The sequence below is a fragment of the Rhizobium indicum genome (genome assembly GCF_005862305.2).
GTDB lineage: Bacteria > Pseudomonadota > Alphaproteobacteria > Rhizobiales > Rhizobiaceae > Rhizobium > Rhizobium indicum.
The window spans coordinates 4,020,645-4,045,486 of the sequence record NZ_CP054021.1; the positions used below are offsets into that span (position 1 = coordinate 4,020,645).

Consider the following 24,842-nt stretch of genomic DNA (forward strand, 5'->3'; position numbering starts at 1 on the left):
CTGACAGGAGACGACGATGCTTGACCGGATAGCCGGTTTTTTCAGGCTGATCGGCCAGACGATCGGCCGCTGGGCCCGCCTTTTTTCCGCCTGGGCCTTCTGGCCCTTTCTTGCCGCGCACGGCTGGTATCAGCGCCGGAGCTGGATGATCCGGCTGCCGGTCATCGCTTTCGTGGCGCTGCTGGTCGTACTCTACGGTTATTTCTTCTTGCAGACGCAGGTCTGGACGAATTTCAACCCCGCCTTCGTCGATCAGTACCGGCTTTCCGAACGCAAGGTTGCCGCCGGGCAGGAAGTGCCGGCCGCCGAGAGCGCCAATGCGACGGCGCCGAAGACCTGCCAACGCTCGGCGATCGTCGACGTCGCGGCCGATCTGACCGATTTCAATGTCAACCAGAACGCATGGATCTCCTCCATGCTGCTTTACAAGATGGGCTTCTTCGGCATCGACTGGGATCACACCCCCTTCCTCGACAACAAGGCCTCTTTCCAGCGCGGCATCAACCAGGCGGTCCGGCGGACTTCGGCGGAGCTTGTCGATACGCTCGGGCGTGTGCGCGGCACCTCGGGCATCAACAACGACCTGCAGAGCGCGCGCGGCAATCTGCAGTTCGACGAAAACAGCTGGTATTTCGGCCTCAACCCCTTCGGGCCGAAGACGCCGACGCCCTCCTATTATCGCTCTGCGATCGGCAGCCTGCGCAAATTCAACACCGATCTCGCCCTCTGCAACGTCGTTTTCGACGGCCGCGCCGACAATCTGATGCAGTTCATCGACCGTATTGCCAACGATCTCGGCGGCACCTCCGACATGCTCGCCGAGCGCTCGGAAAACCACAATCGCGGCTGGTTCGATACACGCGCCGACGACCGGTTCTGGTTCGCTTACGGCCAGCTCTACGGCTATTACGCGATCATGGCCGCCGCCCAGGCGGATTTCTCGCAGGTGCTGGCGGAACGCAATCTCGGAGCGATCTGGGGCGGGACCATGCGGCAGTTTCAGGCGGCGCTGCGCATCCAGCCGGCGATCATTTCGAACGGGCGCGAAGACGGCTGGATCATGCCGAGCCATCTCGCCACCATGGGCTTCTATATTCTGAGGGTGCGCTCGAACCTCGTCGAGGTCCGCTCGGTGCTCGACCGCTAAAACGTCTGGAGTCAGCGGGGTTTCGTGTTGTCCTCGAAGCCGACGACGCGCAGTTTCTCGACGAATTCATAGGTGATGCCGACGATGCCGCGGCCGCTTCCATCGTTTCGGAAGCGGCCGACGCTACGCACCAGCTTGTAGCCGCCAAGCCGGTTGTCGACGCGATAAACGAAATGGAAGCCGACGCCGTGAAGGCTCGCCTCTTCGAAGGTTTGGGCGATCAGGCTGCGGTCCTCCTCGTGGATGCGCGACATCAGCTCTGTCAGGTTGACAGGGCCGTCGCTGTAGGAGAGTCCGAAGATCGCGTGGACATCCTCGCTTGCAAAGAAATGTCCGGTCTCGATGTCGATGCGCCAGAAGCCGAAAAGACGATAGGCAGCAAGCATCTGGACGACTTCCGCATCGGTGATGCCGATGTGGGTGCGGGATTGTTCTGTCTTGTCAATAACGGGCTGTTCGAAGTGAAGAGGCACGATTCCCCCAGATCACGGGACGACGTGCCGACTCTCTTCTGATTCCTCAGTTGATCAGCTTCAATCGAATTGCCTTAGCTACCAACTGGGTCCGGTTGACGCAATCGAGTTTTTTGATCGCGTTCGTCATATAGGCGTTCACCGTATGATCCGAGAGCGTGAGGATCTGACCGATTTCGATCGAGGTCTTGCCCTGGGCAGTCCAGCGCACAACCTCTAGTTCTCGAGTTGATAGCGCGTTATGCGCGCATTCCTCGTTGCGTTTGACTGCATTGTATGCATCGAGTGCATGGAGAATGATCATTGCCAGCTCGTTGATTTCGCTCTGGCCGAGTGCGGCGCGCTCGCCGCAGAACCAAAAGACCAGACGCTGGCCGTCGGCTGCAATGGTCGGCATGGCAACGCCTGCTGGTATGGCATGGCGCAGCATCAGGGCACGAAGTTCGGCGGGGAAAGCCTGACCATTGGAGGCGTCGTTGAGGTGCCAGGCCGGCGGCACGGCAGACGCTCTTAACCTTACGCCGAAAGGGCAGCCGCGCATCATGTGGGCGCGGTCGAAATCCCTGACATAGGCGGCCGGAAGCGAGCTCTCGATCAGCAGGGGTTTCAAGAGAAGATCTTCCGGGGAGGGGGCGTGCATCAGCGTCGCATGCGACAATCCGAAGGCTGTAGAGACCCTGCCAAGCGCCTGTGCAAACAGGTTGCGCGTTCGTGCGGTCGAAAGTTCTGCCGAAAGCAATGACTGTCTTTCAGAGGTAGTCATGTAAGACATTTGTACGCCCCCGGCAGTCCCAATGTTACCGCTATCAAATACAGAAAGTCGGCGGGATGCTAGCCCCAATTGACCTAACGCAAGCCGATTCATTCAAATTGTGAAAAATTAGCCACAGTCGCTCGCGCCTCGGTTGAGTTTCGACTTGCAAACATAGCGTTGCGGTATCGTTGAGTTCCCTCATGGCAGCATCGCGATGGTCTTGCGCAACCGGGCAAGGAGAGAATCACTTGGGAGAGTTTCGGGGGGAGAGCTCGGGTCTCTCCGGCACGGGCGCAAAGGCGGTAGACCGGCCTACGTGCAGCACTTTGCGCGGGAGCAAGTGAACTGCGTGAAGGCCGCCGCAGCGGGTCGCCATGTCAGCCTGATTGGGGTGAGAGAACAGAGATAAGAAGGGATGGTAGCAGGCGGCGAAATCCGACTTGCTGCCAGTCAAGCCAATTGCTAAGCGTATGCTCAGTACAACTGAGGCAATTTAATCGTGCGCTTTGCAATTTCCTTTTTGGTGAAGTGTCTATTTTCCAGATTGTTACTTGTTTTTCTCCTTTTGACCTTGCCGATCGGCGCGGCAACCTCGCAGGCCGCCGGGGAGAAGAAGGCAGCGCATCCCCCGATGAATTTCATCCTCGTGCGTAGTCTCCTCTGCCAGGAAAACTGTCCGGAATGGATATCGGCGGAGGGACGCATAACGTCCGATACGCCCGCGCGGCTGAGAAAAATACTCAAGAAGATCGGCGGCCGTAAATTGCCTGTCGTTTTCCGTTCGGAAGGCGGCGACGTCGATGCCGCCTATGCGATGGGCCGGATGATCCGCAAGGCCGGGCTGGAAACGGCGGTCGGCGGCACGCGGCTCAAAGATTGCCCGGTTGGGGATACGCGCTGCCAAGCCGCTATTGCCAAGGACGGTAGCGCGGTCGGTTACACCTATTCGTCCGGTGCATACTGCTTTTCTGCTTGTCCGCTGGCGTTGGCGGGCGGTGTGTCGCGTGTCTCGTCGCAATGGGCCTTTATCGGCCTCCACCAGATCACGACCGTCTACAACAAGGTGCGTGTTTCCTATCGCATCGAATACAAGATCGTGAACGGCAAGAAGAAGGAGATCTCCCGCAAGGAGGTTGGACGCAAGGTGGCGGGGCAGGGCAGTTCCACCAAACTTGGAAAGAAGGCTACCGCTGCTTTGACGGCCTATTTGAAGGAAATGGGCGTCAGCGAAGATGTGATCGGTCTGATGATGAGCGCCACGCCTGACAACATCAATATCGTACCGGCTACAGAGGCACTTCGAACAGGTCTCATCACGGACATGTTGTCCTACAATGAGTGGCCCGGTATGCCGCTCTGCGCCCCGGATGCAGTGGCAGAGACTGTCTGTCATAGCCATCCGGTAGCGGAAGCCCCTGTGGTGGCTAAGGCGCCTGTCCCTCAAGCCCCCGTGGCCGCAGAGACAAGCGAGAAACTGCCAAAAACCCAGCCGATGGACTTCCTCCTGATGTCCAATGGCAACTGCCGGGAAGAGTGCACGCAGTGGATTTCTGCGGACGGAGACATCACGCCGGATACGCCGGCTCGGCTGAAGGCGATGTTGACGACGCTCGGCGAAAGAAAGTTGCCGATCGTCCTTCAATCTAATGGCGGGGACATGGATGCGGCTTTCGCGATGGGGCGTATGATCCGTGCTGCAGGTCTGGAGACCTCGATTGGCAGAACGCTGTTGCCCAATTGTCCAAAGTTGGATCCGCGTTGCAAAGCCAGCATCGCCAAAAACGGATGGACCGAGGGCGAAGTCTTTGCCGGGCGGGCGTACTGCCTTTCGACCTGTACTCTTGTCCTGATGAGCGGAACGCCGCGGCTTGTCGGATATTCTGCGATCGGCGTCGTTAGGCCCACAACGACTGAATATACGACATTTTTCGCTTATTTCGACGAGATGGGCGTCAATGCCGAGACATACGGGACGATGATGCCCGCCACATCAACCGAGCGAGGAAGGATCATACTTCCTACTGAGGCGCTCAAGCTTGGCATCATTAATGGTATCATCCCTTATGATGAAGAGCCCGGCTTGCATGTCTGTGGGCCGGAGGCGAAGGAAAGCCTTCGATGCCCGCGAAAAGCTGAGGCAGAGATCGCTCCTGTCGCTGCTTCGGTCAATTGATCTCAGGGCGCGAAAGAGCAGAGCTCGGCGTTTTGCGTGGGGCTTCTGTTTGTTCAAGCGCCGAAGGCGCCTCGTACCGCCTGTCAGTCCTTATCCTTCAGATCATTTTTCGACGTGACGCTCATTAGCTTCTCCAGGAAGCCGAGCATGACGGCGGAGGCGACGAAGGCGAGGTGCATGAAGGTCAGCCACATGATCTTGCCGTCCGCATATTGGTCGGCGTTGAGGAAGACCTGCAGCAGATGGATCGAGGAGATGGCGACGATCGAGGAGGCGACCTTGATCTTGAGGCTGCCTGAATCGAGTTTGCCGAGGAAGGAGACTTCGCTGTCGGTCTCGTCGACCTCGTCGAAGCGGCTGACGAAATTCTCGTAGCCGGAGATCATCACCATGACGATCAGGCTTGCGACGAGGGCCGCATCGATCAGGCTGAGCATGGCAAGGATCATCCCCGCTTCGTCCAGTACGAAGACGCTGGCGGCAATCTTCAGAAGCTTGTAGCCGAAGGAAACGGCATAAACAGCGAGCGCCAGCACCAGGCCGATATAGAAGGCCACGAGGATCCAGCGGCTCGACAGGATGATCCGCTCGACGAAGATTTCCAATGCTTTCATGTCTTCACCCTAAGAAGCCGCAATCGTTGACCGCCACATAAACGCCTAGCGCATCGACCCGAAAATCGAAACCGATTTTCGGGTCGATGCGTAGATTCAAAGTGTTACAGCGTCCTTTGCGCGTCTGAAAAGACGCGCGGCGCTGTAAGCGTGGCGGCCGCAAGGCGCAGCGCTATTCACACCCCGCCGATATTTCGCTATCTCGATGAAGAGAAAAACAACGACTCCGCTCCCGCGGGGCCGGACGGGGGAACATCCATGCCATCAATCAAATCCGATATCGAAATCGCGCGCGCCGCGGCCAAAAAGCCGATCTTCGAAATCGGGGCGAAACTTGGTATTCCGGTCGAGCAACTCGTTCCCTATGGTCACGACAAGGCGAAGGTCAGCGCCGAGTTCATCGCCGCGCAAGCGGGCAAGAAGGACGGCAAGCTGATCCTCGTCACCGCGATCAATCCGACACCGGCGGGCGAGGGCAAGACGACCACCACCGTCGGGCTCGGCGACGGGCTGAACCGGATCGGCAAGAAAGCCATAGTCTGCATCCGCGAGGCCTCGCTCGGTCCGTGCTTCGGCGTCAAGGGCGGGGCGGCTGGCGGCGGTTATGCGCAGGTCGTGCCGATGGAAGACATCAACCTGCATTTCACCGGCGATTTCCATGCGATCACATCGGCGCACAATCTGCTGGCGGCGATGGTCGACAACCACATCTATTGGGGCAACGAAGAGAATATCGACATCCGCCGCATCACCTGGCGGCGGGTCATGGACATGAACGACCGGGCACTCAGAAGCATGGTCTCATCGCTCGGAGGCGTCGCCAACGGTTTCCCGCGCCAGGGCGGGTTCGACATCACCGTCGCCTCCGAGGTCATGGCGATCCTCTGCCTTGCCACCGATCTCAAGGATCTGGAGCGGCGGCTGGGCGACATCATCATCGGCTATCGTTTCGACAGGACACCGGTCCATGCGCGCGACCTGAAGGCCGACGGCGCCATGGCGGTGCTGTTGAAAGATGCGATGCAGCCGAACCTGGTGCAGACGCTGGAGAACAATCCGGCCTTCGTGCATGGCGGGCCCTTCGCCAATATCGCCCATGGCTGCAATTCGGTGACGGCGACGAAGACGGCGCTGAAGCTCGGCGACTATGTGGTGACGGAAGCAGGGTTCGGCGCCGATCTCGGAGCGGAAAAATTCTTCGACATCAAGTGCCGCAAGGCGGGGCTGAAGCCGGATGCGGCAGTCATCGTCGCGACCGTCCGGGCGCTGAAGATGAATGGCGGGGTGAAGAAGGACGATCTCGGCACGGAGGATGTCACGGCGCTGAAGAAGGGCTGCGCCAATCTTGGCCGGCACGTCGCCAATGTGCGCCGTTTCGGGGTGCCCGTCGTTGTGGCGATCAACCATTTCGTCTCGGATACCGACGCCGAGATCGCGGCGGTCAAGGAATTCGTCTCGAGGCTTGGCGCCGAGGCGATCCTCTGCCGCCACTGGGCGCTGGGTTCGGCCGGCATCGAGGAACTGGCGCACAAGGTGGTGGAACTGGCCGAATCCGGGCAAGCGAAATTCCAGCCGCTTTACGGCGACGATCTTTCGCTGTTCGAGAAGATCGAGATCGTCGCCTCGAAAATCTATCACGCCGGCGAGGTGACGGCCGACAAGGCGGTGCGCGACCAGTTGCAGACATGGGAGGAGCAGGGTTACGGCAAGCTGCCGATCTGCATGGCGAAGACGCAATATTCCTTCTCCACCGATCCGAACCTGCGCGGCGCGCCGGAAGGCCACATCGTCACCGTGCGAGAGGTGCGGCTTTCGGCGGGAGCGGGCTTCGTCGTCGCCATCACCGGCGAGATCATGACGATGCCGGGCTTGCCGAAATCACCCTCGGCGGAACGGATTTTCCTGAACGACCAGGGTTATATCGAGGGGTTGTTCTGAGCCGGTGACGGCTTACCAAAGCGCTCGACCAGATGTTGCTGCCGACGCTTTTCAAAGTCCGGATCGATGAACAGCCAGATGAAAAGGCTTTGCAGCGTGCCGATGAACAACATTCCTATGGCAAAGAGCCAATGTAACTCACCGGTAAAAATGAATCCGATAGCGGCAACCAGGAGAACCAGGATCACGTTCCCAATGATCTTCATATGCTGCTGGCCTCTTCTACAAATTGCAGCTTCGATTTGGGTATTTCGCGGCTCGATTCAAGCGGGAATCGCAAGCTACTGAAATGACTAGTGACAGTAGCGATAGCCGCCCTTCCTCTCGATCACGTCGAGATGGAAATGCGTCTCATGGGCGGCGTCGCTTTCGGGGTCGAGGACGGTGGTGAAGTAGAGGCAGCCGGCGGCGCTGACGGTGCGCTGGAAGGCGCCGGTCAGCGTCGGATCCTCGCGGCGGGAGCGGACGGCGACATCCTCGCCCTTTTCGAAATGGAAGCTCGCAATATCGATGGCGTTGCCGCGGGCATGCTCGGAGATCTTGCCGGTTCCGGCGCCGTTGCGCAGACGGCACATATAGGACGTTGCCTGGTTGACGGTGGTGATGCGGCCCTGCTCCGGCAGGGCGGCGGAAGCCGCCGGGATGACGCTGTCCTTCATCCAGCGGGCAAGGGCGAGTGCCGCCGGGCAGCGCATCGTCGCCTCCGGCTTCAGCCTGATGCCGGGCAGGGCTTCGGAGACGATGATCGGCTTGTCGATGCCGCAGCCGTTGCCGTCGTCGATGCGCTGCGTGTCCTTGAAGACGACGCCCAGGGACTGGAGTGCGGCCGTGCATTTGGCATGCTCGGCATCGCTTTCGGGTTCGATCGTCAGGTTTTGCTCTTCAAGTGTCTGCTCGCCGGGCGGCTTACCTTCTTCCGTCGGCGGCTGCGAGCTATCGGGGCTACCTGGCGGCCGCGGCGGACCTTGCATCGGCTCTGCCGACCCGGGCTTTGAGGGTGCGGCCTGCGGCGTTGGCGGCGGGCTCGATGCCGGTGCCTGCGGATCCTTTAGATCGGGTTTCGGCTGAGGGGCCGGGACCTCTTCAGGCTTGGGCGGTTCTGCCTTTTCCGAAGAAGGGGAGGCGGGGCTGGTCGCCTGTCCGGCATCTGGCCGAGGTTCGGGCATTGGGCCTCGCGGGGGCAGGCGGGCGCCGGCAAGAATAGCGGTTGCGGCGAAAAGGATCGCCAATGTCGAAAGTTTTCTCAACGCGTCCGATTCCTCGTATCCGTGGCTAAAGACAACGCATGAGGGCGTTTTTCGTTGCAATTGTGCAACGTGATTGAAGATCGCTAAAACTTGATAGATATATTCAACATAAAACGAGGACTTATGTTGACAATGCTCCTCATGTTTTTTATGCGGCAAAAAGAAGGCGGAATTCTGCTCCGCCTTCATCCGTAAAAGCCCAGCCAGCCCCTCGAGCGTGCGAACGCCACGACCAGCCAGCCCGGTAGTCATCATTAGAGGGTAGGTTATGATCGTCCGGCATTGGCGCTCGGTTCTATTGGTCTGCACGGCAGCCACAGTTGTTCTTCCTGTTTCGCAGTCTTTCGCGCAAAGCGCTCCGGCAACGGCGCCGCAAGCCACGGCGGAGGACAGCACCGTCCTGCAGAAGATCGTCGTCAAGGGCAAACGCGTGGCGCCGGGCAGCGTCGCCGATACGCCGCTTGCCACCGAGATCACCGCCAAGCAGCTCGAAGAAAAGCAGGTCACCAATTTCGACGATATCGGCCGCAGCGTCGATGCAGGCGTGAATTATTCACGCGGCGACGCGGGCTTCAACCTGCGCGGCCTTTCCGGCGCTCGCATTCTGACCACCATCGACGGCATTCCGATCCCGTATATTTCGAATAGTTCGCGCCAGGGTGCCTTTGCGCCGGCCAACGCCAATGGCGGCGGCGACACCTTCGATTTCGATTCACTGTCCTCGCTCGATATCGTGCGCGGTGCGGATTCGAGCAAGGGCGGTTCCGGCATGCTCGGCGGCGCCATCGTTCTCAATACGCTGGAGCCGGAGGATCTTATTCCCGAAGGCCGGGATTGGGGTGCGATCGTCAAGTCGACCTATGACAGCGAAGACCGCAGCATTTCCGGCTCGGCCGCCGCTGCCAAGAAGATCGGCAACACGTCGATCCTCTTTCAGGGCGGCTACCGCAAGGGCCATGAACGCGACAATATGGGCGACAATGATAGCTACGGCCGTTTCCGCACCGAGGCGAATCCGGCTGATTTCGATCAGAACAACCTGCTCTTCAAACTGCGCCAGGAGCTGGAAGGCGGCCATCGCATCGGCTTGACAGCGGAGCGATTCCGCCGCGATCTTAAGACCGACCTGCGCCAACTCCAGGGAGGCACCAGTCCTCGCAACTTCATGATCAACAATTATGACAGTCGCGAACTGCGTGACCGCGATCGCGTATCGCTCGATTATGATTATGAAGCGCAGTCCTCCGACGCGTTCTTCAGCAGTGCACGTGCCACGCTCTATTGGCTGGATTTGAAGAAGGAAGCCGGCAGCAGGGGCCGTACGACCGCCAATGTCGCCTATGGACGTAACAACGAGATTGAAAACGAAACCTGGGGCTTCAGTGGTACGGCAACGAAGGATTTCGAATATTCCGGTCTTAGCCACTCCGTTCGGGTGGGCCTCGACGTCGGCGTTTCGAGCTGGAGCCAGTATAGCTGGGCACTTTGCCCGACGCCCACAACGTGCCCGGCGCTGAACAACCAGGCGGAAGTGCCCAATGTCGACAGCCAGAATCTTGGGCTTGTTGTCGAAGACAAGATCGAAATCGGCAATACCGGCTTCGCGCTGACACCCGGCTTCCGCTTCGACTGGTTCAACTACAATCCCTCGACCGGCGGGAGTTTCGCAAGCAATACCGGGCTTACCCGTTTCGGGGACCTGAACGACCGAACGGAAGCTGGCCTGTCACCAAAGATTCTTGCGACATACGAGCTGACGCCTGACGTGCAGCTCTACATGCAGCTGGCAGTGGGGTTCCGGGCACCCACCGTGGACGAACTCTACAGCCGCTTCTACAATCCGACGGGCCGCTACGCCCAGCTCGGCAATCCCGATCTGGAATCCGAAATCGGCCGCGGCGTCGAAATCGGCGCTAACTTTGACACGGGCGATTTTACCGGTCGGGTCGCGGCCTTCCACACCCGCTACCAGAACTTTATCGAGACGGTGACGAGCGTCGACGCGACCGGCTTTACGGAATTCAACTACACGAACGTGTCTGCGGCCACGATCTCCGGTATTGAAGCCAGCGCCGCCAAGACATTCAATAACGGCATAAATCTGCATGCGTCACTTGCCTATGCATATGGCAGAAATGAAGAAACCACTCAGCGCCTACGCTCGGTGGCACCGTTCAAGGCGATCGTCGGCGGCGGCTGGAGCAACGAGAATTTCGGCTTCGACCTTTCCTCGACGCTGTCGGCCGGCATGCTCACAGACCATCTCGATACGCCCGTCAGCAACACCAACGACACGACCTTCGATGCGCCCGGCTACGCAATCGTCGACCTGACTGGCTGGTGGACGCCGGAACAGGTGCCGGGCCTGCGCGTGCAGGCAGGCGTCTACAACATCTTTGATCAGGAACATTACAACGCGCTCGCCGTGCGCGAGGTCAATCTGAGCTCGGCGACGGCGTCCCAGCCGCGGGAGTGGTATTCGGAGCCGGGCCGTACATTCAAGGTCTCGATCACCAAGACTTTCTGATCGCGATCACGCCTTCAAGGCTGGGGAGGGGCGGCTTTTGGGCCGCCCTTTTTCATTCCCACAATCGCCTCTTGCGCAATGGCTGATCTCAGGCTAACAATTTTCTCATGATCAAGTCATTGAACATTGCTGTTTGGTGGTGGGTTCGCTAAGGCGGCCTCGACCAATCGTGTCCAAAGACGACGAGTGAGCCGCCCGAAACTTCGAGGCGGCTTTTTTTGTTTTATGGCCGCCTGTCGTCCGGGCCCCGATAACGGAGTGGAACAATGGTAACGATCCTGCGGGATGATGGTGCGGAAATCTACGAGACCAAGGGCGGCATTACGGTCACGCGGCAGCGGCGGGCGATCCCCTACGGCGATGCGGTCTCTTCCTATATCGACAAGCTCGACGAGCGCCGCGGCGCGGTGTTTTCGTCGAACTACGAATATCCGGGCCGCTATACACGCTGGGATACGGCCGTCGTCGATCCGCCGCTCGGCATCTCCTCATTCGGGCGCGACGTCTGGATCGAGGCCTATAATGAACGCGGCGAGGTTATCCTCGGCTTCGTGACCGAGCGGCTGAAGACCGTGTCCGACATCGTGCTCGGCGCTTCCTCGGCTCGCCGTCTCGACCTCACCGTCAAGACGCCGGACCGGGTGTTCACCGAGGAAGAACGCTCGAAGATGCCGACGGTCTTCACGGTGCTGCGCGCCGTCACCGACCTGTTTTATTCGCAGGCAGATGCAAGCCTCGGGTTCTATGGCGCCTTCGGATACGACATCGCCTTCCAGTTCGATGCGATCGATCTGAAGCTGACGCGACCCTCCGACCAGTGCGACATGGTGCTCTACCTGCCGGACGAGATCCTCGTCGTCGACAACTACGCCGCCAAGGCCTGGGTCGACCGTTACGACTTCGAAAAAGACGGCGTGACGACCGAGGGCAAGGCCCAAGATATCGCAGCGGAGCCCTTCAAACACACGGATGCCATTCCGCCGAAGAGCGATCACCGGCCGGGCGAATATGCCGAGCTCGTCACCAAGGCGAAGGAAAGTTTCCGCAAGGGCGACCTTTTCGAAGTCGTGCCCGGGCAGAAATTCATGGAGCGCTGCGACAGCAAGCCGTCCGACATTTCCAAGCGGCTGAAGGCGATCAATCCGTCGCCCTATTCCTTCTTCATCAATCTCGGCCATCAGGAATATCTGGTCGGCGCCTCGCCCGAAATGTTCGTGCGCGTTTCCGGCCGTCGCATTGAGACCTGCCCGATTTCGGGCACGATCAAGCGCGGCGACGACCCGATCGCCGACAGCGAGCAGATCCTGAAGCTCCTGAATTCCAAGAAGGACGAGTCCGAGCTCACCATGTGCTCGGATGTCGACCGCAACGACAAAAGCCGTGTCTGCGAGCCGGGTTCGGTCAAGGTGATCGGCCGCCGGCAGATCGAGATGTATTCGCGCCTCATCCACACGGTCGACCATATCGAGGGGCGGCTGCGCGACGATATGGACGCTTTCGACGGTTTCCTCAGCCACGCCTGGGCCGTCACCGTCACCGGCGCCCCGAAGCTCTGGGCGATGCGCTTCATCGAGAGCCATGAAAAAAGCCCACGCGCCTGGTATGGTGGGGCGATCGGCATGGTCGGCTTCAACGGCGACATGAACACCGGCCTGACGCTGCGCACCGTGCGCATCAAGGACGGTATCGCCGAGGTGCGCGCCGGCGCGACGCTGCTCAACGATTCCATTCCTGACGAAGAAGAAGCCGAAACAGAACTGAAGGCCTCTGCCATGCTTTCCGCCATCCGAGACGCCAAGACGGGCAATTCCGGCAGGGTCCAGCGCGATGTCGCAAGCGTCGGCAAGGGCGTCAGCATCCTGCTCGTCGATCACGAGGACAGCTTCGTCCACACGCTCGCCAATTACTTCCGCCAGACGGGGGCGACGGTTTCGACCGTGCGCACGCCGGTGCCGGAGGAAATCTTCGACCGGCTGAACCCGGACCTCGTCGTGCTGTCGCCCGGACCCGGAACACCGAAGGATTTCGACTGCAAGGCGACGATCAAGAAGGCACGGGCGCGCAACCTGCCGATCTTCGGCGTCTGCCTCGGTCTGCAGGCGCTCGCCGAAGCCTATGGCGGGGAACTGCGCCATTTGGCGCTGCCGATGCACGGCAAGCCCTCGCGCATCCGCGTGCTGGAACCGGGCATCGTCTTCTCCGGCCTTGCCAAGGAGGTGACGGTCGGCCGCTACCACTCGATCTTCGCCGATCCCTCGACGCTGCCGCGCGAGTTCATCATCACGGCGGAAAGCGACGACGGCACGATCATGGGCATCGAACACGCCAAGGAACCGATCGCCGCGGTGCAGTTCCATCCGGAGTCGATCATGACGCTCGGCGGCGATGCCGGGATGCGGATGATCGAAAATGTCGTGGCGCATCTGGCGCGCAAGGTGAAGACGAAGGCTGCCTGAGGATTTCGACGGTTATTCGGCCTGCCCTTTCACCGACTGCGGGGAGGGGCAGGCCGTTTTCGAAAGGCCGGTTGACTTCTTCAGACAAATCAGAACATTTCAGGAACGATCAATCGGGATATTCGACGTGGCCAATGCTGAAAAGTTCATCGTTCTTCCCTATCGCAAGAACCGCGGCAATCTCGTCCCCGGTGAAATGCGCCAGGCATCGAACTCCGTCAGCGCGGAGAAAATCGCCTCGGCGATGTCGGAGCGTTTCGTCGGCGTGGCGGCTTATGCCGTGATCGTCGATGAGGAAACCGGGGATATGTCGTCGCCGCGGCTGCTTGCAAAATACGGTGAGATTGCCGATCTCAACGCCGCCTGAGGCGCGGGTTTCAATATGGAGACATCGCTCTACCTGCCGGTCAAAGCTTTCCTGGAGGCGGCCGGTTATGTCGTGAAGGGTGAGGTCGGCGGGTGCGATCTCGTGGGCCTCAGCGATGCCGAGCCGCCGGTCGTGGTGGTCTGCGAACTCAAGCTCTCCTTCAACCTCGAACTGCTTCTGCAGGCGGTCGACCGTGCGGCGATGAGCGATGAGGTCTGGATCGCGGCCCGCGTCTCCGCCAAGGGTCGGGGGCGGGAGACCGACAAACGCTATCGCGATCTCTGCCGCAGGCTCGGCATCGGCATGCTCGGCGTCTCCGATGCCGGCGAGGTCAGCATCATCGTCAGCTCCGTCTCGCCGATGCCGCGCACCAATCCCAAGCGGCGCACGCGCCTCGTCAAGGAGCATCAGCGCCGCCACGGCGATCCCGCCGTCGGCGGCAGCACGCGGGCGCCGATCATGACCGCCTATCGTCAGCAGGTGCTGCTCTGCGCCGCCGCAATCGAGCGTGGGGTCGGGCGGCCGCGGGATATGAAGGCTCAGGTGCCCAATGCCGGCCGAATCCTGCTCGACAATGTCTACGGATGGTTCGAACGCAAGGAGAAGGGCGTCTACGCCCTTACGCCTGCAGGGCAGGCGGCGCTCTTGCGCTGGCCGCAGACTATTCTCTCCGAGCCTGCTCCTTGAGCCACTCGGAAGGGGAACCTCATTGCCCTTTGACAAATCCGCCGTCTTCCCCCATATCACCCTGAACTGAACCGCCTGCGCGACATTCGCGTGGGCGGTTTTGCGTTTCAACGGCTTGAAAGCTGCAATTCATTCGCAACCGCAGGGGAACGATATGAGTGACAACGGCGATCTTACGGTTCGCAAGCTGGCGATGTGGGGCATTCCGCTGTCGCTCGGCGTCATGGGGCTGAAGATGGTGGCCTGGTGGGTCACAGGGTCGGTGGCGCTGCTGTCGGACGGGCTCGAATCGTCGGTCAACGTCGTTGCCGCTTTCATCGCCTTCTTCGTCATCCGCTATGCGCAGAAGCCGGCCGATCACGACCATCCCTTCGGTCATCACAAGGCGGAATATCTGTCTGCCGTCACCGAGGGCGTGCTGATCGTCGTCGCCGCCCTGCTGATCGTCAACGAGGCGGTTGGTTATCTCGCCGAGCCGCGCATGCTGGACGCACCCGTGCTCGGCCTTGCGATCAACTTCGCGGCCGGTGTCATCAATGCGATCTGGGCGCGGTTGCTGATCCGGACTGGACGCAGACATCGCTCGGCAGCGCTGACGGCGGATGGACAGCATATCATGTCCGACGTCGTGACCTCCGTCGGCGTGCTCGTTGGCCTGCTGCTGGCGCTGGCAACGGGATATGCGATCTTCGACCCGGTGCTTGCCATTCTCGTTGCCGTCAACATCCTCTATCAGGGTTGGAAGGTGATCTCGCAATCGATCGGCGGGCTGATGGACCAGGCAGTCGAGCCGCAGGAGGAGGAGGCGATCAAGCAGGCGATCGCCAGCCACGCGGCGGGCTCGATCGGCGTGCATGACCTGAAAACGAGGCGGGCGGGCACCGTCACCTTCATCGATTTCCACATGGTGGTGCCCGGCGGGATGTCGGTGCGGCAGGCGCATGATATATGCGACCGCCTTGAGGATGCCATCAGGGCGGTGCACGAGGGCGCCACCATTGCAATTCATGTGGAACCGGAGGGCGAAAAGGCTCACGGCATCCGCGTCAAAGTCGTCAAGGAGGCATAATGCCGAATACCGATGTTTCCAGCCTGTCGATGCTGGGCCAGCAAACCGAAACAGCGCAGTCGCCGGAGGAGGCGGTGCTTGAAAAAGTGCCGTCCAACCATGCCGGCACCGATTACGTCGTGCGCTTTACCGCGCCGGAATTCACCTCGCTCTGCCCGATGACCGGGCAGCCGGATTTTGCCCATATCGTCATCGACTACATTCCGGGCGAATGGCTGGTGGAATCGAAGTCGCTGAAGCTCTTCCTGCATTCCTTCCGCAATCACGGCGCTTTCCACGAGGATTGCTCGGTCTATATCGCCAAGCGCATCGTCGAGCTACTCGATCCCCGGTGGCTCAGGATCGGCGCCTACTGGTATCCGCGCGGCGGCATTCCGATCGATGTTTTCTGGCAGACGGGCAAGCCGCCGGAAGGCGTGTGGCTGCCGGAGCAGGGCGTTGCCACCTATCGCGGCCGTGGGTGAGCCGCGGTGGGGCGCAGCCCGAGCAATCGATCCAGTGAATCGATTGCAGCGGCGAACGCCCTGAGCCCAAGCGAAGGGCCGGGCAACGGTGCAGCAAACGCTGTCCGTCGCCGGCCCCTAGAACTCACACATCCGTAACGTCGTCGCCGGACGAGTCGTCGCCATCGTCGTAATCGGCCTGCTGCACGTTGGCGTTATCGTTGTCATCGGCAGCGTTGTCGGAGGCCTGGCGGGTGTCGTCATTGCCGTAATAGTTGTTGATGACGGTTTCTTCGGTCGGCGCGCTGGCATTGCCGAAGGGGTTGGCGCCGAAGGGCGAGCCCCAGCCGAGCGAGGACATGTGGTTGCCGAAGATGCCGCTCAGCGAATTGGCAAGCAGCATGCCGCCGGCAACGCCCGCCGCTGTGCCGAGCGCGCCGCGCAGGAAGCTACCGCCGGCGGACGGCGCATAAGCCTGCTGGCTCCAGGGGCCGGTCGGCTGCTGCGGCATCTGACGGACATCGCCACCGCGGGTATCGTCATATTGCGACTGAGAGGCCTGGCGCGGCGCGCTGCCCCAGGGACCGGGAACGGGTGCCGACTGCTGCGTCTGGCTGGTACCGAAGATTGAGCTCAGGAAGCCGCCGCCCTGTTCGGCCTGGCGGTGTTCGCTCTCGCCGGCTTCCAGCTGGTGGACACGCTCTTCGAGTTCCTTGATGTGGTTGGCGGCCGCCTCCAGCCCCTTTTCCTGAACGATGACGGCCTGGGCCAGATAGTAGGTAGCGGAGGGCTGTTCGCGCGTCGCCTGGTCGATCAGGGCCTCGGCGTCGCGGTCGCGCGGTGTGGCCGCGGCGGTGCGTACGCGGTCGAAGAGGGCGGTCAGCAATTGGCGTTCTTCGGGTGACATTGTCCTGCCTCCTAATCATCTGATGCGGCGTTTGCCGCGTGAGGGCTGAGGTAGGAACCGATTTAGGCTTTTCAAAGCCTTTCGCCGTTACAATTCAGTAAGGCTTGCAGAACGGCGCGCGGCTTCTTAAGGATATCTCCATCGCTTCGGTGCCTTGTGTTTTTCCCGCATTGTTTTAGGCATTGAGTCGCACTATGTGCGAGGAACCCGAATTCATCTCCAAGAGGTTCGAATGAACGACGAAGACCAGGACGACAAGACGAAGGAACTGCCGCTCGGCAAGGAAACGGAGGCGAATCTTTTCAAGTCGCGTTCGATCTTCATCTACGGACCGATCAATCAGGAATTGGCGCAGAAGGTCTGCTCGCAGCTCGTGGCGCTTGCCGCGGCCAGCGACGAGGACATCCGTATCTATGTCAATTCGCCCGGCGGCCACGTCGAATCCGGCGATTCCATTCATGACATGATCAAGTTCATCAAGCCGAAGGTCTGGATGATCGGCACCGGTTGGGTCGCCTCCGCCGGCGCGCTGATCTATGTCGCCACTCCGAAGGAGCGGCGCCTGTGCCTGCCGAACACGCGCTTCCTGCTGCATCAACCCTCCGGCGGCACGCGCGGAATGGCATCGGACATCGAAATCCAGGCGCGCGAGATCATCAAAATGAACGAGCGCCTGAACAGGATCATGGCAGCAGCCACCGGCCAGCCGCTCGACAAGATCGACAAGGATACGGATCGCGACTACTGGCTTTCGGCCGAAGAGGCGAAGGAGTATGGCCTCGTTTCACGGATCGTCACGTCGCAGGCCGATATCTAAGTTTTATCAGCCAAAGCTGCCAGGAACCCGCCCTTGCCTGCCGATCGCAGGTGAGGGCGTTCTGTTTTCGGATAGTGCTTGAACGGAGATGGTCTCCTATCGGCAAGGTCTGAACGGAAAGCACTGAATCCGGACTTGCGTCTGGGACAACCATCATGCTCCATGCGCCATTCCAGCAGCCTACGAGTCCCGCCATGCTCAAAGATTTTTCCGTCCAGGCCCTGTTCATGGGGCTGCTGACCGCCTTCGTCGGTTCCGCCAGCTCCTTCGCCGTCGTGCTGCACGGGTTGCAGGCGGTCGGCGCCACGGAGGTGCAGGCGGCTTCCGGGCTGATGGCATTGTCGATTTCCATGGGCGTCTGCGCGATCGTGCTCAGTGCCGTGACCCGATTGCCGGTCAGCATCGCCTGGTCGACACCGGGCGCCGCACTGCTGGCAAGCACCGGGGCGATCGAGGGCGGCTTCAATGCGGCGGTCGGGGCATTCCTGATCTGTGCTGCGCTGATTATCGTTGCTGGGCTGTTCAAGCCGCTCGGGCGAGCGGTTGCCGCCATTCCGGCACCACTCGCCAATGCGATGCTCGCCGGCGTGCTGATCGGCCTCTGCTTCGCGCCGGTGAAGGCGATCGGCTTCAATCCGCTGTTCGGCCTGCCGATCGTCGTCGCTTGGATCGTCGTCGGCGCCTTCAAGCGGCTTTGGGCGGTGCCGGCAGCACTCGCGGCCTTCGTGCTGGTGCTCGCCTTCGGCGTCGATATCCCAGACGGTGCGCTCAGCTCGCTGGAACAATCACTGGTGCCGACGGTGGAAATCGTCCGGCCGGTGTTCAATCTTGCCGGCCTCATCTCGATCGCGTTGCCGCTCTTCATCGTCACCATGGCCTCGCAGAACATTCCCGGCATCGCGGTGCTGAAGGTCAATCACTACGACCCGAAGCCCGGTCCGCTCTTTGCCGTCACCGGCTTCTTCTCGCTGCTCTCGGCGCCGTTCGGCGGCCACGCGGTCAATCTGGCTGCGATCACTGCGGCGATGTGCGCGGGGCAAGATGCCCATGCCGATCCGAAGCGGCGCTACTGGGCATCGCTGATTGCCGGCGTCGGTTATATCATCCTCGGCTTGCTTGCCGGCGCGGTGACGGCCTTCGTCGCATTGGCGCCTCCCATCCTGATCGAGGCGGTGGCGGGACTGGCGCTGGTCGGCGCCTTCTCGTCCTCGGCAATGTCGGCCTTCCAGGCTCCGGACTCACGGGAGGCGGCGGCAATCACCTTCCTCGTCACCGCCTCCGGCGTTTCCTTCGGCGGTATTTCCGGTGCCTTCTGGGGCCTGATCGCGGGTGGGCTGATGCTCGCACTGTCTCGGCTGGTGAAGATTTGGAAAGACCGGGCTCAGTCGAGGTAACGGAAGCTCGTCGACCGTTGGCGGCGACCAAAAGCCGGGCAAGGACTTGCCAGCGTCACCGCCCGAGGCTATAAGCGCGGTCATGAAGACCACTGGCGCCAGAATTTCTGACACGATTGCACGCGGCCGCATCGCCCTGCGTGACAATACGCGCGCCCTGACCTCGCTTCTTCTCCTCGGCCTTACGCGCGGTTGCCGGGTCCTTTGAGGAGCGCCCGGCGGCCGAAAGCCCGCCCGGCCATCGCTCCTCGCGACTCACTTTCAAAATTGACCTAACGACCGACAAGGTCCGCATTTGTTTATCGCCAAGCCCGACGTGATCGGCTAAGAGCGGGCAAATGCCGGGACGAGGAGACGATACGATGGACGCGAAGACGCAATCCCCCCGAGATAAGATGGCCTCCAAGAGCGAGATGAGCCCCGCAAAAGGCATGCCCGACGCCGCGGTGAAATACCGGGCCTATCCGCAGGTGAACATTCCCGACCGCACATGGCCGACGAAGACCATTACCAAGGCACCGGTCTGGTGCTCGGTCGACCTGCGCGACGGCAACCAGGCGCTCGTCGACCCGATGGGCCACGATCGCAAGGCGCGGATGTTCCATCTGCTGATCGAGATGGGCTTCAAGGAAATCGAAATCGGTTTCCCCTCGGCTTCGCAGACCGATTTCGACTTCGCCCGCTGGTGCGTGGAGGAGGGCAATGTGCCCGACGACGTCTCCCTGCAGGTGTTGGTGCAGTGCCGCCCGGAACTCATCACCCGCACCTTCGAAGCGCTGGAAGGTGCAAACCGGCCGATCGTGCACTTCTACAACTCCACCAGTGAGTTGCAGCGCCGCGTCGTCTTCGCCAAGGATGTGCAGGGCATCAAGCAGATCGCCGTCGATGCCGCCAAGATGATCACCGATATGGCCACGAAGGCTGGCGGCGGTTACCGTTTCGAATATTCGCCGGAGAGCTTTACCGGCACGGAACTCGATGTGGCGCTGGAGATCTGCAACGCCGTCATCGAGGTCGTCAAGCCGACGCCCGATAACAAGCTGATTATCAACCTGCCGTCCACCGTCGAGATGGCGACGCCGAACGTCTATGCCGACCAGATCGAATGGATGTGCCGTAACCTCGACAATCGCGAGAACCTGATCGTTTCGCTGCATCCGCATAACGACCGCGGCACCGGCATTGCCGCTGCCGAACTGGCACTGCTGGCAGGGGCCGACCGTGTCGAGGGCACGCTGTTCGGCAATGGCGAGCGCACCGGCAATGTCGACATGGTGACGATGGCGCTGAACATGTTCACGCAAGGCGTCGATCCCGAGATCGACTGCTCGAATATCGAACGCATCAAGGAAGTGTTCGAATATTCGAACCAGATGGCAATCGGCGAGCGTCATCCCTACGTCGGCGAGCTGGTCTATACGGCCTTCTCCGGCTCGCATCAGGATGCGATCAACAAGGGCATGAAGGCAGCACAGGTCGCCAACCATCCCGTGTGGGAGGTCCCGTACCTGCCGATCGATCCGCGCGATGTCGGTCGTTCCTACGAGGCGATCATCCGCATCAACTCTCAGTCCGGCAAGGGCGGAATCGCTTATATCTTGCAGCAGGATTACGGGCTGAACCTGCCGCGTAACCTGCAGGTGGAATTCCGCGAGGATATCCAGCGTATCACCGACGTAGAGGGCAAGGAGCTTCCGTCCCGGCGCATCTACGACCGCTTCATCGAGCGCTACGTGACACAGCCGGAAGGGCGCCTGCGCTTCGTCGACCATCACACCTATCCCGACACCGAGCACAAGGGCCAGCGGATCGTTGCAGCCGAGATCACCGACAATGGGGAGATCAAGCGCATCGAAGGGCGCGGCAACGGCCCGATCGACGGCTTTATCAATGCGCTGTCGCATTATCTCGGCATCGAGATGTCGGTCGAGGACTATTCCGAGCATTCGCTCCAGCATGGCTCGAACGCGGCGGCGATCTCTTATGTCGAGACCTCCTATCCCGGCGGCAAACTCTTCGGCGCCGGCATCAATACCAACATCGTCGCGGCGTCGCTGGAAGCGATCGTCTCGGCCGCCAACCGCGTGCTCGACGTGAAGGCTGGCAAGGCCTGATTTCGGAAGGCTTCAGGCCGCGATCGCAGCAATTCAAAGTGTTACAGCGTATTATGCGCGTCTGAAAAGACGCGCGGCGCTGTAGCGCGGCGCGGCCTGACGATGCAGTCGGCGATCTCGTCGGCTTCATTTCGCGCCTCTGCGTGGCGCTGGCCCCATTGGCAGAGCGCCAGCAGCACCGGTTCGAGACCGAGGCCGAGTTCAGTCGCGCTGTATTCGACACGGGCGGGGACCTCGGCAAAGACTTGGCGGGCGACCAGCCCATGCTCCTCCATCTCGCGCAGCTGCTGGATCAGCACTTTCTGGGTAATGGCGGGCATCATCCGCTTCAGCTCCGAAAGACGCTTCGGGCCGGAGAAGACGTAATAGAGGATGATGGGCTTCCAGCGTCCTGAGATCACCTTCAGCGCACGCTCGACCGGCAGCTCGGGGAGTCTTTTCATCGGCTCAGCCATGGTCACCTCCTGGTGGGTATGGCACGAAAGAGTGTGTATTTTTATGTGATAGTCTATTGCTAAACCTGCCCCACGCCAATCAGACGTGAGGTGCATCTGCCATGAAAGCCGTCCAATTCACTCGCTTCGGTCCGCCCGATGTCCTCGAGGTCGTAGAACTGCCGGTGCCCGAGCCGGGGCCGGGTGAGGTTCTCGTCCGCGTCCATGCAGCGGGTGTCAACTTCTTCGAGGTGTTGATGCGGGCCGACCGTTACGCCGCAACGCCCGACCTGCCGATGTTTCCCGGTGTCGAGGTCGCGGGTACGATCGAGCGAGCAGGGCCTGGTGCCGACCGCTCGCTCATTGGCATGCGGGTTGCCGTTCCTCTCTTTGCGATCGGGCGCGGTTCGGGCGGCTATGCCGAATTCGTCGCGGTCGACGGCGGGGCGGTGATGCAGCTGCCGGATGCGGTTTCTTTCGAGGCGGCTGCCGGGCCGATGGTGCAGGGGCTGACGGCGCTGCATCTGCTGCGCCGCAGTCCCGCGAAAGGCAAGAATGTTCTCGTGAGTGCGGCAGCGGGCGGTGTCGGGTCGCTGCTTGTGCAGCTCGCGAGACGTGACGGGGCGAAGATGGTGATCGCGGCGGCGAGCAGTGACGAGAAGAGGGCGCTTTCCCTGTCTCTCGGCGCCGATCATGCGGTCGATTATACGGCGCCTGGCTGGCAGGAGGACGTCAAAAGGCTGACCGGAGGGCTCGGCGCGGATATCATCTATGAAACCGTCGGCGGCGTGTTTTCAAGGGCGGCACTCGATGCGCTGGCGCCTTGCGGCGAGCTGGTGCTGGCGGCGATGGGGCGGTTCGGGCTCGAGGCGGCCGATGTCGAGCACATGCTTGACGACAATCAGTCAATCAAGGGATTTTCGTTGCTGCCGCTGCTGACGCCTCAGGGGGTGCGGGAGGATCTTGCCGCGCTCTTCGAGCTTACCGCGGCGGGCGCCGTGACGGTTATCGACAGCGGTCGTTTCCCACTGCATCAAGCGGCGGAAGCGCATCGCGCCATCGAAGGGCGGCGGGCGGTCGGCAAGGTAGTGCTGGTGCCTTAAATCAAAGCGACGCACGATGTCGTACGATACTGCTCGGCATCATGCTCCGGCAATCAGATCGCGGTGGCGATCTCCATGGCGAGCTGGCCGAGCGTTGCTTCGGCGGAGGGGCCGGCAAGCACATAGGAGGTGCCGGCATTGTGCCAGGTCACGAGGCCGATCTCGTCCTTGATCGTTTCCTTGAAGTCGTCGGTCTCCGGCGGTTGCGCGTCCTTGCGGAAGCAAATGGAGATGATGTCGCCATCGGAATTAGAATAGACGAGCTGTCCGACAGGGCGGCTGTCGCCAAGGATGACGCGCGCGCCCTGGAAGGTCCAGGCTTCGGCGCTCAGATCCGGCACGCGGAAGGGCACGCCGATCGCCGTCGTCAGCCAGCTGGAGATTTCCTCGGCCTGCGAGGCGGGCACTTCGACGAGATGACGGGGTTGGCGGATCAGCAGGCGCTGATAGGCGGTGACGTCGCCCAGCCAGTCGCTGGTATTGGCCGGTGCCGCATTGGTGGTCGCCGTGCTGGCAATCTCGTCGGCATCCGGCGCGGTGCCGACGAAATAGCCGATACCACAACCGACGACAAAGAGGATGAGGGCGGCGGCCAGCGCCTGCGGGCCGCTCGGCGCCAGTTTCACTTGCGGGCGCGTGGCGCGCTGGGCGATCGGCGTTTTCGGCGGCTGCGTGCTCTTGATCGAGCGGACGAGGGCGAGCGGTACCGGCTCCTTCAGGATATCGTCGAGGCGGCGGCGGCCGAAATCAGCCCCGTGGCGCAGCTTCTCATGCAGCCGGCGTGCATTCTCGTCGCTTGCCAGACGCTGCTCCAGTTCGTGCCGCTGTTCGGGCGAGACTTCGCCGTCGAGGAGGGCGGTGAGCTGGGCTTCGAGCGGCAATTTCCTAAGATCGAGCAAATTCAGAACCTGTGGATCGGGTGGGTGCCGGCAAGCGCGGCGAAATGCAGCCTCGCGGTCGCGAGCTGCGAGACGACGTTTGCCACCGGAATGCCCATGATGTCGGCCGCCTGCTGGTAGCTGTGGCCTTCGACGTCTACCAGCAGGAACATGCTGGAAACGCCATCCGGCATATCGGAAATCATGTGATGGATGGTGTCGGGATCGACTGCGGCCGAGCGATCGCGCGCGGCCTCGCGAATATCGGTGACGTTGCCGCGGACGGAAGCCTTCGGCTTGCGCTTGCGGTTGTCGTCGGTCCATTGTTGGCGGGCAAGCGTGTAGATCCAGCTTTCCAGCCGGCCTTCGCCGCTCCATTGATGACCTTTGGAGATGGCGCGCTGACAGACGGCCTGAACGAGTTCATCGGCCACGGCAACCTCACCCGCGAGCGTGATCGCGAAGCGGCGAAGGCGGGGCAGGAGGCCGACGAGATCACGCCGGAGATCGATGGTCGTTGCGGGCTGACGCATTGTCTATCCAAAAAGCATTCACAATGGTTTCGCGGACGAAGGGTTCGCCGTCGGGCGCGAAACCGACTTTATCGACGCCGTCGATGCATGTGCTTTATGAAACAAGTCTCCTGCACTTCGCAAGCATCCGGTCGTCTTCATCCCTCTTTCCCAAGGGATTTTCGTATTGTGGCCTGCAAAGCTTGCGTCAATATGTCTTGTAGCCGTTCAAGCTTTGCAGCAGGGAGCGATAGGCCCAGGTGCCTTCGCCGCCGCGATCACGGATTTCGACAAGCTGGACGCGGGCGCCCTGGATGTCTCCCTGTTCCACCAGCGCCATGCCCATATAGGAGCGGGCGAGGATATAGTTCTCATCCGCCTGCAGCGCCTTGCGGTAGTAGGACATGCCGAGCTCCATGCGGCCGGCCTTGCGGTTGGCGTAGCCGAGATAGTTCAGGACGCGCGGGTCGTTCTGGTTGCGAGCGAGATTGAGCACGGTGATGGCGTTGTCATACTGGCCGGCATAGGCAAACTCGCGGGCGAACTGATAGAGATCGTCGTCGTTGAAGCTGCTCTTCTTCGGGTTGACGCATTCCTTCTTGGTCTTGTCCCAGACCTTGCCGCCGGTGCAGGTCTTGGTCGTCTGGGTCTTCGGCGGCGGATTGGTGTCATCGTTGCTGTCGCCGGCCGCGAAAGCGGCCGTGGCGATGCCGAAGGCAAAGCCAACGGCGAGCGAAAGTCTGGACAGGTGGCGGAAAGAAGAAGTCATCGGCGCGCTCCGTTCTCAG

The 24,842-nt window shown here is 61.1% G+C and carries 23 protein-coding genes; 13 read left to right on the forward strand and 10 right to left on the reverse strand.

Features of this window, described 5'->3' with window-relative positions:
* Positions 1-16: 16 nt before the first annotated feature.
* Positions 17-1,147 (forward strand): DUF2333 family protein, encoded by a 1,131-nt coding sequence (locus FFM53_RS19415; protein ID WP_138330354.1) that lies wholly within the window; start codon positions 17-19, stop codon positions 1,145-1,147.
* An 11-nt stretch (positions 1,148-1,158) separates the two neighbouring features.
* Here the strand turns inward: FFM53_RS19415 and FFM53_RS19420 are convergent, their stop codons facing one another.
* Both FFM53_RS19420 and FFM53_RS19425 read right to left on the reverse strand, forming a co-directional pair.
* On the reverse strand, positions 1,159-1,620 hold the full coding sequence (locus FFM53_RS19420) for a PAS domain-containing protein (protein WP_138386901.1): 462 nt from the start codon (positions 1,618-1,620) through the stop codon (positions 1,159-1,161).
* Between the two features lie 46 nt (positions 1,621-1,666).
* Entirely contained in the window at positions 1,667-2,392 is a 726-nt protein-coding gene (locus FFM53_RS19425) for a helix-turn-helix transcriptional regulator (RefSeq protein ID WP_138330685.1), read from the reverse strand.
* 481 nt (positions 2,393-2,873) lie between these two features.
* Here FFM53_RS19425 and FFM53_RS19430 point away from each other — a divergent pair, with 481 nt between their 5' ends.
* Positions 2,874-4,547: a COG3904 family protein gene (locus FFM53_RS19430; protein ID WP_138386902.1), complete on the forward strand. Its 1,674-nt coding sequence runs from the start codon at positions 2,874-2,876 to the stop codon at positions 4,545-4,547.
* A gap of 83 nt (positions 4,548-4,630) precedes the next feature.
* On the opposite strand, the gene FFM53_RS19435 is transcribed toward FFM53_RS19430, so the two are convergent.
* A complete protein-coding gene (locus FFM53_RS19435) occupies positions 4,631-5,161 on the reverse strand; it encodes a TIGR00645 family protein (RefSeq protein ID WP_138386903.1) in 531 nt (176 codons plus the stop codon).
* 258 nt (positions 5,162-5,419) lie between these two features.
* On the opposite strand from FFM53_RS19435, the gene FFM53_RS19440 reads away from it, so the two are divergent.
* Positions 5,420-7,099, forward strand: coding sequence for a formate--tetrahydrofolate ligase (locus FFM53_RS19440; protein WP_138386904.1), 1,680 nt, complete (start codon positions 5,420-5,422; stop codon positions 7,097-7,099).
* Here the strand turns inward: FFM53_RS19440 and FFM53_RS19445 are convergent.
* Together FFM53_RS19445 and FFM53_RS19450 are read right to left on the reverse strand one after the other, a co-directional pair.
* Positions 7,078-7,305, reverse strand: coding sequence for a hypothetical protein (locus FFM53_RS19445; RefSeq protein WP_138386905.1), 228 nt, complete (start codon positions 7,303-7,305; stop codon positions 7,078-7,080). The genes FFM53_RS19440 and FFM53_RS19445 overlap by 22 nt on opposite strands.
* An 87-nt stretch (positions 7,306-7,392) precedes the next feature.
* Positions 7,393-8,406, reverse strand: a complete 1,014-nt coding sequence (locus FFM53_RS19450) for an extensin-like domain-containing protein (RefSeq protein ID WP_173883607.1) — start codon at positions 8,404-8,406, stop codon at positions 7,393-7,395.
* 208 nt (positions 8,407-8,614) lie between these two features.
* Between FFM53_RS19450 and FFM53_RS19455 the strand changes: the two genes are divergently transcribed.
* The 6 genes from FFM53_RS19455 to queF all read left to right on the forward strand — a co-directional run bounded on the left by FFM53_RS19455 (position 8,615) and on the right by queF (position 15,916).
* Positions 8,615-10,873, forward strand: a complete 2,259-nt coding sequence (locus FFM53_RS19455) for a TonB-dependent hemoglobin/transferrin/lactoferrin family receptor (protein WP_138386907.1) — start codon at positions 8,615-8,617, stop codon at positions 10,871-10,873.
* Between the two features lie 266 nt (positions 10,874-11,139).
* Positions 11,140-13,329 carry an anthranilate synthase gene (locus FFM53_RS19460; protein ID WP_138386908.1) on the forward strand — a complete coding sequence of 730 codons (2,190 nt, stop codon included), beginning with the start codon at positions 11,140-11,142 and terminating at the stop codon, positions 13,327-13,329.
* Between the two features lie 127 nt (positions 13,330-13,456).
* Positions 13,457-13,696, forward strand: coding sequence for a hypothetical protein (locus tag FFM53_RS19465; RefSeq protein WP_017961519.1), 240 nt, complete (start codon positions 13,457-13,459; stop codon positions 13,694-13,696).
* A 15-nt stretch (positions 13,697-13,711) separates the two neighbouring features.
* On the forward strand, positions 13,712-14,383 hold the full coding sequence (locus FFM53_RS19470; protein ID WP_025395495.1) for a DUF2161 domain-containing phosphodiesterase: 672 nt from the start codon (positions 13,712-13,714) through the stop codon (positions 14,381-14,383).
* Positions 14,384-14,537: 154 nt separating this feature from the next.
* Positions 14,538-15,452: a CDF family cation efflux transporter EmfA gene (gene emfA / locus FFM53_RS19475; RefSeq protein WP_062944421.1), complete on the forward strand. Its 915-nt coding sequence runs from the start codon at positions 14,538-14,540 to the stop codon at positions 15,450-15,452.
* Complete coding sequence (gene queF, locus FFM53_RS19480) at positions 15,452-15,916, forward strand: preQ(1) synthase (RefSeq protein ID WP_012758487.1); 465 nt, start codon at positions 15,452-15,454, stop codon at positions 15,914-15,916. The genes emfA and queF overlap by 1 nt, the downstream gene beginning before the upstream one ends.
* A 124-nt stretch (positions 15,917-16,040) precedes the next feature.
* Here the strand turns inward: queF and FFM53_RS19485 are convergent, their stop codons facing one another.
* A complete protein-coding gene (locus FFM53_RS19485) occupies positions 16,041-16,802 on the reverse strand; it encodes a DUF2076 domain-containing protein (protein ID WP_138330364.1) in 762 nt (253 codons plus the stop codon).
* Positions 16,803-17,034: 232 nt separating this feature from the next.
* On the opposite strand from FFM53_RS19485, the gene FFM53_RS19490 reads away from it, so the two are divergent.
* The 3 genes from FFM53_RS19490 to leuA all read left to right on the forward strand — a co-directional run bounded on the left by FFM53_RS19490 (position 17,035) and on the right by leuA (position 21,127).
* A complete protein-coding gene (locus FFM53_RS19490; protein ID WP_003561390.1) occupies positions 17,035-17,619 on the forward strand; it encodes an ATP-dependent Clp protease proteolytic subunit in 585 nt (194 codons plus the stop codon).
* A gap of 194 nt (positions 17,620-17,813) precedes the next feature.
* Positions 17,814-19,013 (forward strand): benzoate/H(+) symporter BenE family transporter, encoded by a 1,200-nt coding sequence (locus FFM53_RS19495; protein WP_138330365.1) that lies wholly within the window; start codon positions 17,814-17,816, stop codon positions 19,011-19,013.
* Positions 19,014-19,375: 362 nt separating this feature from the next.
* Positions 19,376-21,127 carry a 2-isopropylmalate synthase gene (gene leuA / locus FFM53_RS19500; RefSeq protein WP_027664091.1) on the forward strand — a complete coding sequence of 584 codons (1,752 nt, stop codon included), beginning with the start codon at positions 19,376-19,378 and terminating at the stop codon, positions 21,125-21,127.
* 41 nt (positions 21,128-21,168) lie between these two features.
* Here leuA and FFM53_RS19505 read toward each other — a convergent pair whose 3' ends face one another.
* The gene (locus FFM53_RS19505) at positions 21,169-21,678 is read right to left on the reverse strand and encodes a winged helix-turn-helix transcriptional regulator (protein ID WP_171598460.1); all 510 of its coding nucleotides are present in this window, start codon (positions 21,676-21,678) and stop codon (positions 21,169-21,171) included.
* Between the two features lie 5 nt (positions 21,679-21,683).
* Here FFM53_RS19505 and FFM53_RS19510 point away from each other — a divergent pair, with 5 nt between their 5' ends.
* The gene (locus FFM53_RS19510; protein ID WP_138386909.1) at positions 21,684-22,664 is read left to right on the forward strand and encodes a quinone oxidoreductase family protein; all 981 of its coding nucleotides are present in this window, start codon (positions 21,684-21,686) and stop codon (positions 22,662-22,664) included.
* Between the two features lie 53 nt (positions 22,665-22,717).
* On the opposite strand, the gene FFM53_RS19515 is transcribed toward FFM53_RS19510, so the two are convergent.
* The 3 genes from FFM53_RS19515 to FFM53_RS19525 form a co-directional block, all read right to left on the reverse strand.
* On the reverse strand, positions 22,718-23,563 hold the full coding sequence (locus FFM53_RS19515) for an anti-sigma factor family protein (RefSeq protein WP_064651968.1): 846 nt from the start codon (positions 23,561-23,563) through the stop codon (positions 22,718-22,720).
* A gap of 2 nt (positions 23,564-23,565) precedes the next feature.
* Entirely contained in the window at positions 23,566-24,075 is a 510-nt protein-coding gene (locus FFM53_RS19520) for an RNA polymerase sigma factor (protein ID WP_138330369.1), read from the reverse strand.
* Positions 24,076-24,262: 187 nt separating this feature from the next.
* The gene (locus FFM53_RS19525; RefSeq protein ID WP_138386910.1) at positions 24,263-24,823 is read right to left on the reverse strand and encodes a tetratricopeptide repeat protein; all 561 of its coding nucleotides are present in this window, start codon (positions 24,821-24,823) and stop codon (positions 24,263-24,265) included.
* Between the last annotated feature and the right edge of the window lie 19 nt (positions 24,824-24,842).

Excerpts from the sequence above, each read along its gene's own strand:
- FFM53_RS19440 (WP_138386904.1), top strand. The coding sequence starts at position 5,420 with ATGCCATCAATCAAATCCGATATCGAAATCGCGCGCGCCGCGGCCAAA.
- FFM53_RS19425 (WP_138330685.1), bottom strand. The coding sequence starts at position 2,392 with ATGTCTTACATGACTACCTCTGAAAGACAGTCATTGCTTTCGGCAGAA.
- FFM53_RS19445 (WP_138386905.1), bottom strand. The coding sequence starts at position 7,305 with ATGAAGATCATTGGGAACGTGATCCTGGTTCTCCTGGTTGCCGCTATC.
- FFM53_RS19415 (WP_138330354.1), top strand. The coding sequence starts at position 17 with ATGCTTGACCGGATAGCCGGTTTTTTCAGGCTGATCGGCCAGACGATC.
- FFM53_RS19490 (WP_003561390.1), top strand. The coding sequence starts at position 17,035 with ATGAACGACGAAGACCAGGACGACAAGACGAAGGAACTGCCGCTCGGC.
- FFM53_RS19460 (WP_138386908.1), top strand. The coding sequence starts at position 11,140 with ATGGTAACGATCCTGCGGGATGATGGTGCGGAAATCTACGAGACCAAG.
- emfA (WP_062944421.1), top strand. The coding sequence starts at position 14,538 with ATGAGTGACAACGGCGATCTTACGGTTCGCAAGCTGGCGATGTGGGGC.
- FFM53_RS19495 (WP_138330365.1), top strand. The coding sequence starts at position 17,814 with ATGCTCAAAGATTTTTCCGTCCAGGCCCTGTTCATGGGGCTGCTGACC.
- FFM53_RS19525 (WP_138386910.1), bottom strand. The coding sequence starts at position 24,823 with ATGACTTCTTCTTTCCGCCACCTGTCCAGACTTTCGCTCGCCGTTGGC.
- FFM53_RS19505 (WP_171598460.1), bottom strand. The coding sequence starts at position 21,678 with ATGCACCTCACGTCTGATTGGCGTGGGGCAGGTTTAGCAATAGACTAT.
- FFM53_RS19485 (WP_138330364.1), bottom strand. The coding sequence starts at position 16,802 with ATGTCACCCGAAGAACGCCAATTGCTGACCGCCCTCTTCGACCGCGTA.
- FFM53_RS19435 (WP_138386903.1), bottom strand. The coding sequence starts at position 5,161 with ATGAAAGCATTGGAAATCTTCGTCGAGCGGATCATCCTGTCGAGCCGC.
- leuA (WP_027664091.1), top strand. The coding sequence starts at position 19,376 with ATGGACGCGAAGACGCAATCCCCCCGAGATAAGATGGCCTCCAAGAGC.
- FFM53_RS19520 (WP_138330369.1), bottom strand. The coding sequence starts at position 24,075 with ATGCGTCAGCCCGCAACGACCATCGATCTCCGGCGTGATCTCGTCGGC.
- FFM53_RS19510 (WP_138386909.1), top strand. The coding sequence starts at position 21,684 with ATGAAAGCCGTCCAATTCACTCGCTTCGGTCCGCCCGATGTCCTCGAG.
- FFM53_RS19470 (WP_025395495.1), top strand. The coding sequence starts at position 13,712 with ATGGAGACATCGCTCTACCTGCCGGTCAAAGCTTTCCTGGAGGCGGCC.
- queF (WP_012758487.1), top strand. The coding sequence starts at position 15,452 with ATGCCGAATACCGATGTTTCCAGCCTGTCGATGCTGGGCCAGCAAACC.
- FFM53_RS19455 (WP_138386907.1), top strand. The coding sequence starts at position 8,615 with ATGATCGTCCGGCATTGGCGCTCGGTTCTATTGGTCTGCACGGCAGCC.